9 protein-coding genes are annotated in these 13,825 nt (G+C 59.9%); 3 read left to right on the forward strand and 6 right to left on the reverse strand.

The window, feature by feature from the left end; genetic code table 11:
• Positions 1–121 precede the first annotated feature (121 nt).
• Positions 122–1,477 carry a 2-hydroxycarboxylate transporter family protein gene (locus tag ABLV30_RS02415; RefSeq protein WP_004098535.1) on the forward strand — a complete coding sequence of 452 codons (1,356 nt, stop codon included), beginning with the start codon at positions 122–124 and terminating at the stop codon, positions 1,475–1,477.
• 168 nt (positions 1,478–1,645) lie between these two features.
• A complete protein-coding gene (citX, locus tag ABLV30_RS02420) occupies positions 1,646–2,185 on the forward strand; it encodes a citrate lyase holo-[acyl-carrier protein] synthase (RefSeq protein WP_004098536.1) in 540 nt (179 codons plus the stop codon).
• A gap of 81 nt (positions 2,186–2,266) precedes the next feature.
• On the opposite strand, the gene rluA is transcribed toward citX, so the two are convergent.
• The 6 genes from rluA to araB all read right to left on the reverse strand — a co-directional run bounded on the left by rluA (position 2,267) and on the right by araB (position 12,539).
• Positions 2,267–2,926: a bifunctional tRNA pseudouridine(32) synthase/23S rRNA pseudouridine(746) synthase RluA gene (gene rluA, locus ABLV30_RS02425; RefSeq protein ID WP_004098537.1), complete on the reverse strand. Its 660-nt coding sequence runs from the start codon at positions 2,924–2,926 to the stop codon at positions 2,267–2,269.
• Positions 2,927–2,938: 12 nt separating this feature from the next.
• Positions 2,939–5,845, reverse strand: a complete 2,907-nt coding sequence (gene rapA / locus ABLV30_RS02430) for an RNA polymerase-associated protein RapA (RefSeq protein ID WP_025106476.1) — start codon at positions 5,843–5,845, stop codon at positions 2,939–2,941.
• Positions 5,846–6,032: 187 nt separating this feature from the next.
• Positions 6,033–8,390: a DNA polymerase II gene (gene polB, locus ABLV30_RS02435; protein WP_128696690.1), complete on the reverse strand. Its 2,358-nt coding sequence runs from the start codon at positions 8,388–8,390 to the stop codon at positions 6,033–6,035.
• A gap of 157 nt (positions 8,391–8,547) precedes the next feature.
• The gene (gene araD / locus ABLV30_RS02440) at positions 8,548–9,243 is read right to left on the reverse strand and encodes an L-ribulose-5-phosphate 4-epimerase (RefSeq protein WP_265801373.1); all 696 of its coding nucleotides are present in this window, start codon (positions 9,241–9,243) and stop codon (positions 8,548–8,550) included.
• 73 nt (positions 9,244–9,316) lie between these two features.
• On the reverse strand, positions 9,317–10,819 hold the full coding sequence (gene araA, locus ABLV30_RS02445) for an L-arabinose isomerase (protein ID WP_348865515.1): 1,503 nt from the start codon (positions 10,817–10,819) through the stop codon (positions 9,317–9,319).
• Positions 10,820–10,829: 10 nt separating this feature from the next.
• Positions 10,830–12,539: a ribulokinase gene (gene araB, locus ABLV30_RS02450; protein ID WP_265801375.1), complete on the reverse strand. Its 1,710-nt coding sequence runs from the start codon at positions 12,537–12,539 to the stop codon at positions 10,830–10,832.
• A 337-nt stretch (positions 12,540–12,876) separates the two neighbouring features.
• On the opposite strand from araB, the gene araC reads away from it, so the two are divergent.
• On the forward strand, positions 12,877–13,722 hold the full coding sequence (gene araC, locus ABLV30_RS02455; RefSeq protein ID WP_004098545.1) for an arabinose operon transcriptional regulator AraC: 846 nt from the start codon (positions 12,877–12,879) through the stop codon (positions 13,720–13,722).
• Positions 13,723–13,825 lie beyond the last annotated feature (103 nt).

The following is a 13,825-nucleotide window of genomic DNA, read 5'->3' on the forward strand; positions in this document are numbered from 1 at the left end:
TAATAGAAACCATAAAAACCATAGTGACCATTAAAACTTCTTTTTTAATCTGCCGATCCTCACATTAACTCCGCGCGTGGCCCTCTAACCTGAAAAGTAATAATAACCAGAGGGCTTAATTATGAGCACCACAGACAATGCATTCTCTGCAACCATCGACCCTATTAATACGCCGAAACCCGCGCTTAAGCAGCGCTGGTGGCATATCCTCGATAACTGGAAAGTCGGTATTATCCCGCTGCCGCTCTTTTTGCTGGCCGGCGGCCTGATCGCGCTGGACTGCCTGGGCGGCAAGCTGCCGAGCGATATCGTCGTGATGGTAGCGACGCTGGCCTTTTTCGGCTTTGCCTGCGGCGAATTCGGTAAACGGCTGCCGGTACTCGGCAAGCTCGGCGCGGCGGCCATCTGCGCGACCTTTATCCCTTCTGCGCTGGTGCATTACGGCCTGCTGCCGGAGGTGGTGGTGGAATCGACCACTAAATTCTATAAGTCGACCAACATTCTTTATCTTTATATCTGCTGCATTATCGTCGGCAGCATTATGAGCATGAACCGCACCACGCTGATTCAGGGCTTTCTGCGGATTTTCTTCCCGATGCTGTGCGGCGAAATCGTCGGCATGGTGGTCGGCGTCGGCGTCGGTACCGCGCTGGGGCTGGAGCCGTTTCAGGTGTTCTTCTTTATCGTCCTGCCGATCATGGCCGGTGGCGTCGGCGAGGGGGCGATCCCGCTGTCGATTGGCTACGCCGCGCTGATGCATATGGATCAGGGCGTGGCGCTTGGGCGCGTGCTGCCGATGGTGATGCTGGGCAGCCTGACGGCGATCGTTATCTCCGGCTGTTTGAACCAACTGGGCAAGCGTTTCCCGCATTTGACCGGGGAGGGGCAGCTGATGCCGAACCGCCGCAACGAGACGCATCGCGAAACGCCCGCCGAGGGCAAAATGGACGTGACGACGCTGGCCTCCGGCGCGCTGCTGGCGGTGCTGCTCTATATGCTGGGTATGCTGGGGCAGAAGACCATCGGCCTGCCCGCGCCGGTGGGCATGCTGTTCCTCGCGGTGCTGCTGAAGCTGGTGAACGGCGTCTCTCCGCGCCTGCAGGAGGGCTCGCAGATGGTGTATAAGTTCTTCCGCACGGCGGTCACCTATCCGATTCTGTTTGCCGTCGGCGTGGCGATCACCCCGTGGCAGGAGCTGGTCAACGCCTTTACCGTGACCAATTTGCTGGTGATTATCAGCACCGTAACGGCGCTGGTGGCGACCGGTTTCCTGGTCGGCAAAAAGATTGGCATGTACCCGATTGACGTGGCGATTGTCTCCTGCTGCCAGAGCGGTCAGGGCGGTACCGGCGACGTGGCGATTCTGACCTCCGGCAACCGCATGAACCTGATGCCGTTCGCGCAGATCGCAACCCGGATCGGCGGCGCGATTAATGTTTCGCTGGGTCTGCTGTTCCTCAGTCACTTTCTGGCCTGATTTAACTTTTTTATAACCGCTAAGTCTGCTTTTTCGTGCTAAATGGCGCAGAAAATATCTGCGCCCCGTCTCCAAAACAGGGATCGTTTAGCGATACAATCAGCGCCATTATTCGCGACTGCGACGGCAGCCTGTCCGCTGCCTTTTATTAAGTGAGGAGAGAAACAAATGTCAGTCGATACTCTCGCCCGTGAGGGCGTAAGCATGGAAGCGCTGCTGGCGGCGAAAGAGCAGCGCGCCGCGCGCCAGGCCGACTGGTTAGCCCATTATCAGCGGCCGGTGATTTCGCTGACCCTGGTGACGCCGGGCGCGGTGAAAGACAGCATTCGCTACCGTAATATGATGGGGGTGGCGCTGCAGGCCTGCGATCAGATGCTGTGGAAACACCGCTGGCAGACGCTGGATCGCCAGGTGCTGTGGCTGCCGACCGGGCCGGAAGCGCTGTGGTGCGTCGATCACGCCGCCAGTGAAATCAAAGCCTTCTGTACCGATCTTGAGCATACCCATCCGCTGGGACGCCTGTGGGATATTGACGTCATTTGCCCGAAAAATGGCCTGGTTGGCCGTCAGTCAATGGGGGAGAACCAGCGCCGCTGCCTGCTGTGCGACGAGCCCGCGCACGCCTGCGCGCGCAGCCGCCGTCATGACACCGGGCAGGTTGTGGCCCGCGTTGAGCAGATGATTGATGCGTGGTTTGCCCGCGACTGACGTCCGTTTTCCGCGGCATTGATGAGCGAGGAGTAGCCCGGGTGAGCCGCTGGCGGCACGACCCGGGACAGAGAGGTACGGTCAGAAGTCGATCGGCGCGCGAAACGTCATCGTATTACCGAAAGCGGGGTGGGTGATGGTCAGCGTTTCGGCGTGCAGCAGCAGACGCGGCGCCATGGCCAGCGCTTCCGGCGACGCATAAAAGCGGTCGCCAAGAATCGGATGGCCCAGCGCCAGCATATGCACGCGCAGCTGATGCGAACGCCCGGTAATCGGCTTCAGGCGCACGCGGGCGGTGTTGTCCGCCGCCAACTCCAGCACTTCATACTCGGTTTGCGCCGCTTTGCCGGTTTCGTAACACACCTTCTGCTTTGGCCGGTTCGGCCAGTCGCAAATCAGCGGTAAATCCACCAGACCCTCGGTTTTCTCCGGATGCCCCCAGACGCGGGCGACGTACTGCTTTTTCGGCTCCCGTTCGCGGAACTGCCGCTTCAGCTCGCGCTCTGCCGCTTTGGTCAGGGCCACCACAATCACGCCGCTGGTCGCCATATCCAGCCGGTGCACCGACTCGGCCTGCGGGAAGTCGCGCTGAACGCGCGCCATCACGCTGTCTTTGTGCTCGGCAAGCCGGCCCGGAACGGACAACAGGCCGCTTGGCTTGTTGACCACCATAATGTGCTCATCCTGGTAGAGGATAACCAGCCAGGGATCCTGCGGCGGATTGTAGTTTTCCATCGCCATATTCGCGTTCCGTTACTGGTGGGTGACCACGATTAAGCGCAGCGCATCCAGGCGCCAGCCCGCCTGCGCCAGCGCGTCCATAACCTGCTGACGGTTGCTCTCGATAGCCGCTAGTTCATCATCGCGGATGTTCGGGTTCACGGCGCGCAGCGCTTCAAGGCGCGACAGCTCGGCCGTCAGCTTATCGTCGGCTTCTTTACGCGCGGCGTCGATCAGCGCCTGGGCCGCTTTGGCTACCTGGCCTTCGCCCTGCTGTAAAATCGCGTGGACGTCCTGCTGGACGGCGTTGACCAGCTTGCTGCCGGTGTGGCGGTTAACCGCGCTCAGCTGACGGTTGAAGCTTTCGAACTCCACCTGACCGGCGAGGTTGTTGCCGTTTTTGTCGAGCAGCATGCGCACCGGCGTCGGCGGCAGGAAGCGGTTGAGCTGCAGATGCTTCGGCGCCTGCGCTTCAACGACGTAAATCAGCTCCAGCAGCAGAGTACCTACCGGCAGCGCTTTATTCTTCAGCAGCGAAATGGTGCTGCTGCCGGTATCGCCGGAGAGGATCAGATCCAGACCGTTGATAATCAGCGGATGCTCCCAGGTGATGAACTGCGCGTCTTCGCGGGACAGGGCGACGTCACGCTCAAAGGTAATGGTGCAGCCATCTTCCGGCAGGCCCGGGAAATCCGGGACCAGCATATGGTCGGAGGGGGTCAGGACAATCAGATTCTCACCGCGATCGTCCTGGTTGATGCCGACGATATCAAACAGGTTCATGGAGAAGGCGATCAGGCTGGTGTCGTCATCCTGTTCTTCAATGCTTTCTGCAAGCTGCTGGGCTTTTTCTCCGCCGTTGGAGTGGATCTCCAGCAGGCGGTCGCGGCCCTGTTCCAGCTGCGCTTTCAGCGCTTCATGCTGCTGGCGGCAGGCTTTGATCAGGTCGTCGAAGCCGTCGGTATTTTCCGGCGTGGCAAGATAGTTGATCAGTTCGTTATGCACGCTGTCGTAGACGGTACGGCCGGTCGGGCAGGTGTGCTCGAACGCGTCCAGGCCTTCGTGATACCAGCGCACCAGCACCGACTGGGCGGTTCTTTCCAGATAGGGAACGTGGATCTGAATATCGTGAGCCTGGCCGATACGGTCAAGACGGCCGATACGCTGCTCCAGCAGATCCGGGTTGAACGGCAGGTCGAACATCACCAGATTGCTGGCGAACTGGAAGTTACGGCCTTCGGAGCCGATCTCAGAACACAGCAGCACCTGAGCGCCGGTATCTTCCTCGGCGAACCAGGCGGCGGCGCGGTCGCGTTCGATAATCGACATCCCTTCGTGGAACACCGCGGCGCGAATGCCTTCGCGCTCGCGCAGGACCTGCTCCAGCTGCAGCGCGGTGGCCGCTTTGGCGCAGATGACCAGTACTTTCTGCGAGCGGTGGCTGGTGAGATGGCCCATCAGCCATTCAACGCGCGGATCGAAGTTCCACCAGGTGCCGGTATCGCCTTCAAATTCCTGATAAATCTGCTCCGGATAGAGCATGTCGCGGGCGCGCTCTTCGGCGGTTTTGCGGGCGCCCATAATGCCGGAAACTTTAATGGCCGTCTGGTACTGGGTCGGCAGCGGCAGACGAATCGTATGCAGCTCGCGTTTCGGGAAACCTTTGACACCGTTACGGGTGTTGCGGAACAGCACGCGGCTGGTGCCGTGGCGGTCCATCAGCATCGACACCAGCTCCTGACGAGCGGCCTGGGCATCATCGCGATCGCTGTTGGCGGCCTGCAATAATGGTTCAATATCCTGTTCGCCGATCAGATCGCTCAGCGCGTTCAGATCGGCGTCGCTCAGCTTATTACCGGCCAGCAGCAGGGCGACCGCGTCGGCAACCGGACGGTAGTTCTGCTGCTCTTCAACAAACTGGGCGAAGTCGTGGAAACGGTTGGGGTCGAGCAGGCGCAGGCGGGCGAAGTGGCTCTCCATTCCCAGCTGCTCCGGCGTCGCGGTGAGCAGCAGAATGCCCGGCACGCATTCGGCCAGCTGTTCAATCGCCTGATATTCCCGGCTCGGGGCGTCTTCGCTCCAGACCAGGTGGTGCGCTTCATCAACGACCATCAGATCCCATTCGGCTTCGCACAGGTGTTCCAGGCGCTGCTTGCTGCGGCGCACGAAATCCAGCGAACAGATCACCAGCTGTTCGGTTTCGAACGGGTTAATCGCGTCGTGCTGCGCTTCGGCATAACGCTCATCGTCAAACAGCGAGAAGCGCAGGTTAAAGCGGCGCAGCATTTCCACCAGCCACTGGTGCTGCAGGGTTTCCGGGACGACGATCAGGACGCGTTCCGCGGCGCCGGAGAGCAGTTGCTGATGCAGGATCATCCCGGCTTCAATGGTTTTACCTAAACCTACTTCATCCGCCAGCAGGACGCGCGGCGCGTGGCGGCGGCCAACGTCGTGGGCGATATTCAGCTGATGCGGGATCAGGCTGGTGCGCTGGCCGCGCAGGCCGCTCCACGGCATGCGGTACTGTTCGCTCTGGAATTTACGCGCGCGATAGCGCAGGGCGAAACGATCCATACGGTCGATCTGTCCGGCGAACAGACGGTCCTGCGGTTTGCTGAAGACCAGCTTGCTGTCGAGGAGCACTTCACGCAGGGTAACGTTGGCTTCCTGGGTATCGAGGCGGGTGCCGGTGTAGGCCAGCAGACCGTTCTCTTCATTAACTTCGTCAACCTGGAGTTGCCAGCCTTCGTGGCTGGTGATGGTATCGCCCGGGTTAAACATCACGCGGGTGATTGGGGAGTCGTTGCGTGCGTACAGACGGTTTTCGCCGATGGCGGGGAAAAGCAGGGTCACCATGCGCGCGTCCAGCGCAACGACCGTCCCTAATCCCAGTTCGCTCTCTGTGTCGCTAATCCAGCGTTGACCAAGTGTAAAAGGCATATATGTTCGGCTCTTTAGTTCTTTGATTGCAGGCAATAGTTGAGCATCTCCATGGAGAATCGGAGATACGTCAAAATTGGGTCCAGGAATGGAAAGGGCGCTATATTACTGGATGGCGGAACGTTCGTCACGTCCTCCTCACCCTTCATTTTGCGGCTTTTGCGCCAGCGGAATGAGTGAGAAAAAATCAAAATAGCCCCAGCTGCCCCGTCACTATTGTAGCAAAATCGTCGTCGACAAAGGGAAGTATTCCTTCGGCGACAGGCTCTAATTGCTTAGAAAGATAGTGTTCATAATCCAGCGGTGATTGCTGATAATCCACCGGCTCCGGCCCGCCGGTGGTCCAGACGTATTTAATGCTGCCGCGCTGCTGATACTGCTGCGGCCTGCCCAGCCTGACGTTTTGCTCATCAGCGAGCCTGGCCGCGCGCACGTGCGGCGGCACGTTGCGCTGATACTCCGCCAGCGGACGGCGCAGGCGCTTGCGGTAGACCAGCCGATCGTCAAGCTCGCCGTTCATCAGCTTATCAATGGTTTCGCGCACGTAATCGCGATAGGGCTGATGGCGGAAAATGCGCAGATAAAGCTCCTGCTGAAACTGCTGGGCCAGCGGCGTCCAGTCGGTGCGTACCGTCTCCAGCCCTTTAAACACCATGCGCTGCTCGCTGCCTTCCTGAATCATCCCGGCGTAGCGCTTTTTACTGCCGGTATCCGCGCCGCGAATGGTGGGCATGAGAAAGCGGCAGAAGTGGGTTTCGAACTCCAGCTCGAGGGTGCTGACAAGCCCCTCTTTGCTCAGCTCCGCCGCCCACCATTCGTTGACAAAGGCCACCAGCGAGCGGCCGATGCTGCTGGCTTCCTCTTCGCTGTGGGACCGTTTGAGCCACACGAAGGTGGAGTCGGTATCGCCGTAGATAACGTCATAGCCCTGGGATTCAATCAGCGCTTTGGTCTGGCGCATAATCGCGTGGCCGCGCATGGTGATGGATGAGGCCAGACGCGGATCGAAAAAGCGGCAGGCGCTGGTACCGAGCACGCCGTAGAAGGCGTTCATAATGATTTTCAGCGCCTGCGACAGCGGTTTGTTTTTATGCTGCTTGGCCTCGTCGCGCCCGTGCCAGATTTGCCCGACGATCCCCGGCAGGCAGTGTTTTTCTCGCGAGAAGCGCGCGCCGAGAAAGCCTTCGGTGCTGTGAGCGTCATCGGGCTGCGCCAGACCTTCCACAAGTCCCACCGGGTCGATCAGAAAGGTGCGGATAATCGACGGGTACAGGCTTTTGTAATCCAGCACCAGCACCGAGTCGTAGAGGCCGGGGCGGGAGTCCATCACGTAGCCGCCGGGGCTGGCCTGCGGCGGCACTTCACCGAGGTTCGGCGCGACGTAGCCGAGCCGGTGCATGCGCGGGAAATAGAGATGGCTGAAGGCGGCGACCGAACCGCCGTGGCGATCCGCAGGCAGGCCGTTGACCGTCGCGCGCTCCAGCAAAAACGGCATGATCTCGGTTTTGTGGAAGATGCGCGTGACCAGCTCGCAGTCCTGCAGGTTATAGGTGGCCAGCGCCGGTTTATCCAGGTGAAAGCGGCGATCGATTTCATCCATCCGATCCCAGGGATTATCAATGGCTTTGCCCTCGCCGAGCAGCTCGCGGGCGACCGACTCCAGCGCAAAAGAGGAGAAGTTCCAGAACGCGGATTTCAGCGCCTCGATGCCATCGATAATCAGGCGGCCGTTGGCCTGAGCAAAGAAGACGCCATTCTTAAAACCGTGTTCGCGCCACTCCAGTTCGCTGTTGCCGCGGCCGAGCAGCAGCGGGATGCGATAGCGCTCGGCGTGCTTTTGCAGGACGCGTAAATCAAACTGCACCACGTTCCAGCCGATCAGCACGTCCGGGTCGTGGGCGGCAAACCAGGCGTTAAGCTTTTCCAGCAGCAGCGGGCGGCTGGCGACGTACTCCAGTTCGAAATCGACGGCAGGCGGGGTGGCAGGTTCCGGCCCTAACATATAGACGACCCGCTGGCCGCAGCCTTCAAGGCCGATGCAGTAGAGCTCGCCGTGGCGGCTGGTTTCGATGTCCAGCGACACCCACTTCAGGGGCGGCCGGTAGTGGGGATTGGGCTTCATCCGCGCGTTGACCAGCCGCTGGCCGCGCGCCTCGCCTTCAACCCACACCGGGGCGGTGATAAAGCGCTCCATCAGATAGCGCTCCGGCGGGCGAACGTCGCCTTCATATACCGTGACGCCGTTTTCGCGCAGCTTTTTTTCCAGCCGCATCAGCTGGCGGTGAGCGCGGCAGTAGAGACCAAACACCCGCTGGCGATGAAAATCTTGCAGAGTGAGCGCAGCAAGGCGATGGCCGTTTTCGCCCTGCAGCAGGCGTTCAGCCTGCGGGCGCTGCGATTCGGGAATGAACGCGACGGATTCCTGCGGCGGCAGGGTGACCTCAAGCGGGCCGTCATCGGTCGCCAGCCAGAATGTCAGTTCGGTGCCCTGCGGGGTATCCCGCCAGTGACGGGTGAGTAAAAAACCTGCTCGTGGCTGCGTCACGCCGTGCTCTCATCAGTAAAAACCAGGCCTGATTATAGCCTGGTTCACCGAATGATGCTGGGGTTTTATACAGGTGTGGCGCGCTGCTTCCCGGACTTAGCCGGGCTACCAGCCTGTAGCCCGGCTAAGCGCAGCGCGAGCCGGGAATGCTGCGGCGTTACTGCCCGTAATAGGCTTTCGCGCCGTGCTTGCGCAGATAGTGTTTATCCAGCAGCGTTTGCTGCATCTCCGGCAGCTGCGGCGCCAGCTGGCGGCAGAAGATACCCATATAGGCGATCTCTTCCAGCACGATAGCGTTATGCACCGCGTCTTCGGCGTTTTTCCCCCAGGCAAACGGGCCGTGCGAGTGCACCAGCACGCCGGGCATTTGCGCCGGATCGATGCCTTTCTCACGGAAGGTTTCAACGATCACTTCGCCGGTTTGCCATTCGTACTCGCCGTTGATCTCATCGTCGGTCATCAAACGGGTACAGGGGACCGCACCGTAGAAATAGTCGGCGTGGGTGGTGCCGGTAGCGGGAATCGACTGTCCGGCCTGCGCCCAGATGGTGGCGTGACGCGAATGGGTATGAACAATGCCGCCCAGCGTCGGGAATGCCTGATACAGCAGACGGTGGGTTGGCGTATCCGAAGAGGGCTTTTTCTTGCCTTCCACCACGTCGCTGGTCTCCAGGCTGACCACCACCATATCCTCGGCGGTCATGACGCTGTAGTCGACGCCGGAGGGTTTAATCACCAGCACGCCCCGTTCACGGTCGACGGCGCTGACGTTGCCCCAGGTGAGGGTAACCAGATTGTGCTTTGGCAGGGCCAGGTTGGCTTCGAGAACCTGGCGTTTAAGATCTTCTAACATACTGTGCTCCGAATTGCTGGCGAGTCAGTTCCCCTCACCCGCACCCTCAGGGAGAGGGTGAGGGGACGGCCCCTTAGCGTTTTGAACCGTAATACACTTCGTTCCAGCGCAGCGCGTCCTTGAAGGAGGGCAGACGGGTTTCGTTATCAATCACGGTCAGCTCGATATCCTGCAGCTCAGCAAACTGGCGCATATCGTCGAGGGTGAGCGCATGGCTGAAGACGGTGTGGTGCGCGCCGCCAGCGATGATCCAGGCTTCGGACGCGGTGCGCAGATCCGGATGCGCTTTCCACAAGGCGTTGGCCACCGGCAGCTTCGGCAGTTCGTGCGGCGTTTTCACCGTTTCAATGGTGTTCACCAGCAGACGATAGCGATCGCCGAGATCGATCAGGCTGGCGACGATCGCCGGGCCGGTCTGGGTGTTAAAGATGATGCGCGCCGGATCGGCTTTCCCGCCGATGCCCAGCGGCTGCACTTCGAGAATCGGTTTTTCAGGGGTGGCGATGGTCGGGCAGACTTCCAGCATATGCGAGCCCAGCGCCAGATCGTTGCCTTTCTCGAAGTGGTAGGTGTAATCCTCCATAAAGGAGGTGCCGCCCTGCAGACCGGTTGCCATCACCTTCATGATGCGAAGCAGAGCGGCGGTTTTCCAGTCGCCTTCGCCCGCAAAGCCGTAGCCCTGCTGCATCAGACGCTGCACGGCGAGACCCGGAAGCTGTTTCAGGCCGTGTAAATCTTCAAAGGTGGTGGTGAACGCGTGGAAGCCGCCCTGTTCCAGGAAGCGCTTCATCCCCAGCTCAATGCGCGCGGCATCGAGAAGGTTCTGCCGCTTATCACCGTGGATTTGCACCGCGGGGGTCAGGCGATAGCTGCTTTCGTACTCATCCACCAGGGCGCTGATTTCACCGTCGGTGACCGCATTGACGACCTGCACCAGATCGCCCACCGCCCAGGTGTTAACCGAGAAGCCAAACTTAATCTGCGCGGCGACTTTATCCCCGTCGGTGACCGCCACTTCGCGCATATTATCGCCGAAACGGCACACTTTCAGGTGGCGGGTATCCTGTTTAGAGACCGCCTGGCGCATCCACGCGCCGATGCGCTGATGGGCTTCTTTATCCTGCCAGTGGCCGGTCACCACGCTGTGCTGCTGACGCATGCGGGCGCCGATGAAGCCAAATTCGCGGCCGCCGTGGGCGGTCTGGTTCAGGTTCATAAAGTCCATATCGATGCTGTCCCACGGCAGGGCCGCGTTGAACTGGGTATGGAACTGCATCAGCGGTTTATTCAGGATCGTGAGGCCATTGATCCACATTTTCGCCGGCGAGAAGGTATGCAGCCACACCACCATCCCGGCGCACTTATCATCGTAGTTTGCGTCGCGGCAGATATGGGTGATCTCATCCGGCGTGGTACCCAGCGGCTTAAGCACCAGTTTGCACGGCAGTTTGGCTTCCGCATTCAGGCTGTTCACCACATGTTCTGCGTGCTTTGTCACCTGACGTAGCGCTTCAGGGCCGTACAGATGCTGGCTACCGATAACGAACCACACTTCATAGTTATTAAAAATCGTCATTTTCATGTCCTTAATGGGTGAGGGCTGCCTGAGATTGCGGCGCGGATTCCGCTTTTGCAGTCGAAGGGAGATAACGTTGTTCCGCGCTGAGCGACCACTGCTGGTAGCGCTGATAGAGTTGTTCGAAGCGTTGCGCCTGCGCCGGACGAGGCTGCAGGGTACTTTCCACCTGGCTGGCCATGTTTTCCTGTGCGGCAGGGATATCGCGGTATACGCCGGCGGCAACGGCGGCGAAGATAGCCGCGCCCAGGGCGCAGCACTGATCGGACGCGACGATTTGCAGCGGGCGATTCAGCACATCGCAGCAGGCCTGCATGATCACCGGGTTTTTGCGCGCGATGCCGCCGAGCGCCATCACGTTATTGACCGGGATCCCCTGTTCGGTGAAGCACTCCATAATGGCGCGGGCGCCAAAGGCGGTGGCGGCAATCAGTCCGCCGAACAGCGCCGGGGCGTCGGTGGCGAGGTTCAGATCGGTAATGACCCCTTTCAGACGCTGGTTGGCATTCGGCGTACGGCGGCCGTTAAACCAGTCCAGCACCACCGGCAGGTGGTCAAGAGACGGATTTTTTGCCCATGCGTCGGTCAGCGCGGGCAGCAGCTGTTTCTGGCTGGCTTTGATCTGCTCTTTGAGTTCCGGGTGGGCCTGCGCCAGCTGCTCCAGCGGCCAGCCGAGAATGCGGCCAAACCAGGCGTAGATGTCGCCAAAAGCGGATTGCCCCGCTTCCATACCGATAAAGTCAGGCACGACGCTGCCGTCGACCTGGCCGCAAATCCCTTTCACCGTGCGCTCGCCAACGCTCTGTTTATCGGCGATCAGAATGTCGCAGGTGGAGGTGCCGATAACTTTGACCAGCGCGTTTGGCTGCGCACCGGCGCCGACGGCGCCCATATGGCAGTCGAATGCGCCGCCGGAGATGGCGACGGTTTGCGGCAGGCCCAGGCGCGCGGCCCATTCGGCGGTGAGCGTGCCGACTGGGATATCCGCAGTCCAGGTATCGCTGAACATCGGGTAGGCCAGGCTCTGGTTGATTATCGGGTCGAGTTCATCGAAGAAACCGGCAGGCGGCAGTCCGCCCCAGCTTTCATGCCAAAGGGATTTGTGCCCGGCGCTGCAGCGGCCGCGACGAATATCCTGCGGGCGGGTGGTCCCGGAAAGCAGGGCTGGCACCCAGTCGCACAGCTCAATCCACGACGCGGCGGCCTCGGCGACGGCGCTGTCCTGGCGGGTCACGTGGAGGATCTTGGCCCAGAACCATTCGCTGGAGTAGATACCGCCGATATAGCGGGAGTAATCCTCTTTGCCCGGCTGGTGGCACAGGCGGGTAATCTCCTCCGCCTCCTCCACCGCGGTATGGTCCTTCCACAGCACGAACATGGCGTTGGGGTTGCTGGCGAACTCGTCGCGCAGCGCCAGCACGTTGCCGTCGGCGTCGATGGGCGCGGGGGTGGAGCCGGTGCTGTCAACGCCGATACCCACCACGGCAGCGCGCTGTTCGGCGCTAAGGGATGCGAGGACGCTTTTCAGCGCGGCTTCCATTGATTCGATATAGTCGCGTGGATGATGGCGGAACTGGTTGTTCGGACCATCGCAAAATAGCCCCTCCTGCCAGCGCGGATACCACTCGACGCCTGCGGCGAGCTCTTCGCCGGTCGCGCACTCTACCGCCAGGGCGCGTACTGAATCACTGCCAAAATCGAGGCCAATCGCAATTGCCATACTGTTACTCCATGCTAAAAATCATTCATGGTGAAACAGTAGATATCTGGGCTGAAAACCGTCAGGCCGTATTCGCTAATCTTATGGACTATATTGCTGTGACGTCGCAAAGTGTGACGCCGTGCAAATATTCAATGTGGACTTTCCTGCCGTCTTTATAGACACTTCAGTTATGCGCTGAAAGCGCCTGAACTGTGCGCCGTGCTCAGTTTTTATCGAGAAGAGGCGGGTTTTAATTCATTTTCTAACCCGCGTCGCAGCATGAGCGACCAGCCAGAGGATAAAATACAAGGTATGGACAATTGGTGTCCTTAACGTCTCCTGGAGAGCAGAGTTTATGGCCGAAACGCAAAACGATCCTTTGTTGCCGGGTTACTCTTTTAACGCCCATCTGGTGACGGGCCTGACGCCAATTGAAGCCGATGGCTATCTTGATTTCTTTATTGACCGTCCGCTGGGCATGAAGGGCTATATCCTTAATCTGACGATTCGCGGCGAAGGGGTGATCAATAACCACGGGGAGCAGTTTATCTGCCGGCCTGGCGATATGCTGCTGTTCCCGCCGGGAGAGATTCACCATTATGGCCGCCATCCCGATGCCCGCGAGTGGTATCACCAGTGGGTCTATTTCCGGCCGCGCGCCTACTGGCATGAATGGCTTAACTGGCCAACGATTTTTGCCCAGACCGGCTTTTTCCGCCCGGATGAGCAGTGGCAGGCGCGCTTTGGCGAACTGTTCGGGCAGATTGTGGAGGCCGGGCAGGGCGCCGGGCGTTACTCCGAGCTGCTGGCGATCAATCTTATGGAGCAGCTGCTGCTCAGGCGCATGGAAGCTATCAACGAATCGCTGCATCCGCCGCTGGATAACCGGGTGCGCGATGCCTGCCAGTACATCAGCGATCATCTGGCGGACAGCCATTTCGATATTGCCAGCGTCGCCCAGCACGTGTGCCTGTCGCCGTCGCGCCTGTCGCATCTGTTCCGCCAGCAGCTGGGGATCAGCGTACTGGGGTGGCGGGAGGATCAGCGCATTAGCCAGGCTAAGCTGCTGCTGAGCACGACGCGGATGCCGATCGCGACCGTTGGCCGTAACGTCGGTTTTGAGGACCAGCTCTACTTTTCGCGCGTGTTTAAGAAATGCACCGGCGCCAGCCCGAGCGAGTTTCGCGCAGGGTGTGAATAAAAAGTAAAGAAAGTGAAATGATGGCCCGGATTTTTAACACAGCCAGTAAACTATACAAACAAATGATGGCTTGACGAAGTATGAACGGCTCCGGAGAATCCGT

Origin of the sequence: Klebsiella sp. CN_Kp113, from assembly GCF_040064585.1 — a bacterium.
In the GTDB taxonomy this organism is placed as follows: domain Bacteria; phylum Pseudomonadota; class Gammaproteobacteria; order Enterobacterales; family Enterobacteriaceae; genus Klebsiella; species Klebsiella michiganensis.

Bases quoted from the DNA above. Each gene is read 5' to 3' on its own strand.
- araA (WP_348865515.1), bottom strand. From the start codon at position 10,819: ATGACGATTTTTAATAACTATGAAGTGTGGTTCGTTATCGGTAGCCAG.
- rluA (WP_004098537.1), bottom strand. From the start codon at position 2,926: ATGGCGATGGAAAACTACAATCCGCCGCAGGATCCCTGGCTGGTTATC.
- ABLV30_RS02415 (WP_004098535.1), top strand. From the start codon at position 122: ATGAGCACCACAGACAATGCATTCTCTGCAACCATCGACCCTATTAAT.
- araC (WP_004098545.1), top strand. From the start codon at position 12,877: ATGGCCGAAACGCAAAACGATCCTTTGTTGCCGGGTTACTCTTTTAAC.
- rapA (WP_025106476.1), bottom strand. From the start codon at position 5,845: ATGCCTTTTACACTTGGTCAACGCTGGATTAGCGACACAGAGAGCGAA.
- citX (WP_004098536.1), top strand. From the start codon at position 1,646: ATGTCAGTCGATACTCTCGCCCGTGAGGGCGTAAGCATGGAAGCGCTG.
- araD (WP_265801373.1), bottom strand. From the start codon at position 9,243: ATGTTAGAAGATCTTAAACGCCAGGTTCTCGAAGCCAACCTGGCCCTG.
- araB (WP_265801375.1), bottom strand. From the start codon at position 12,539: ATGGCAATTGCGATTGGCCTCGATTTTGGCAGTGATTCAGTACGCGCC.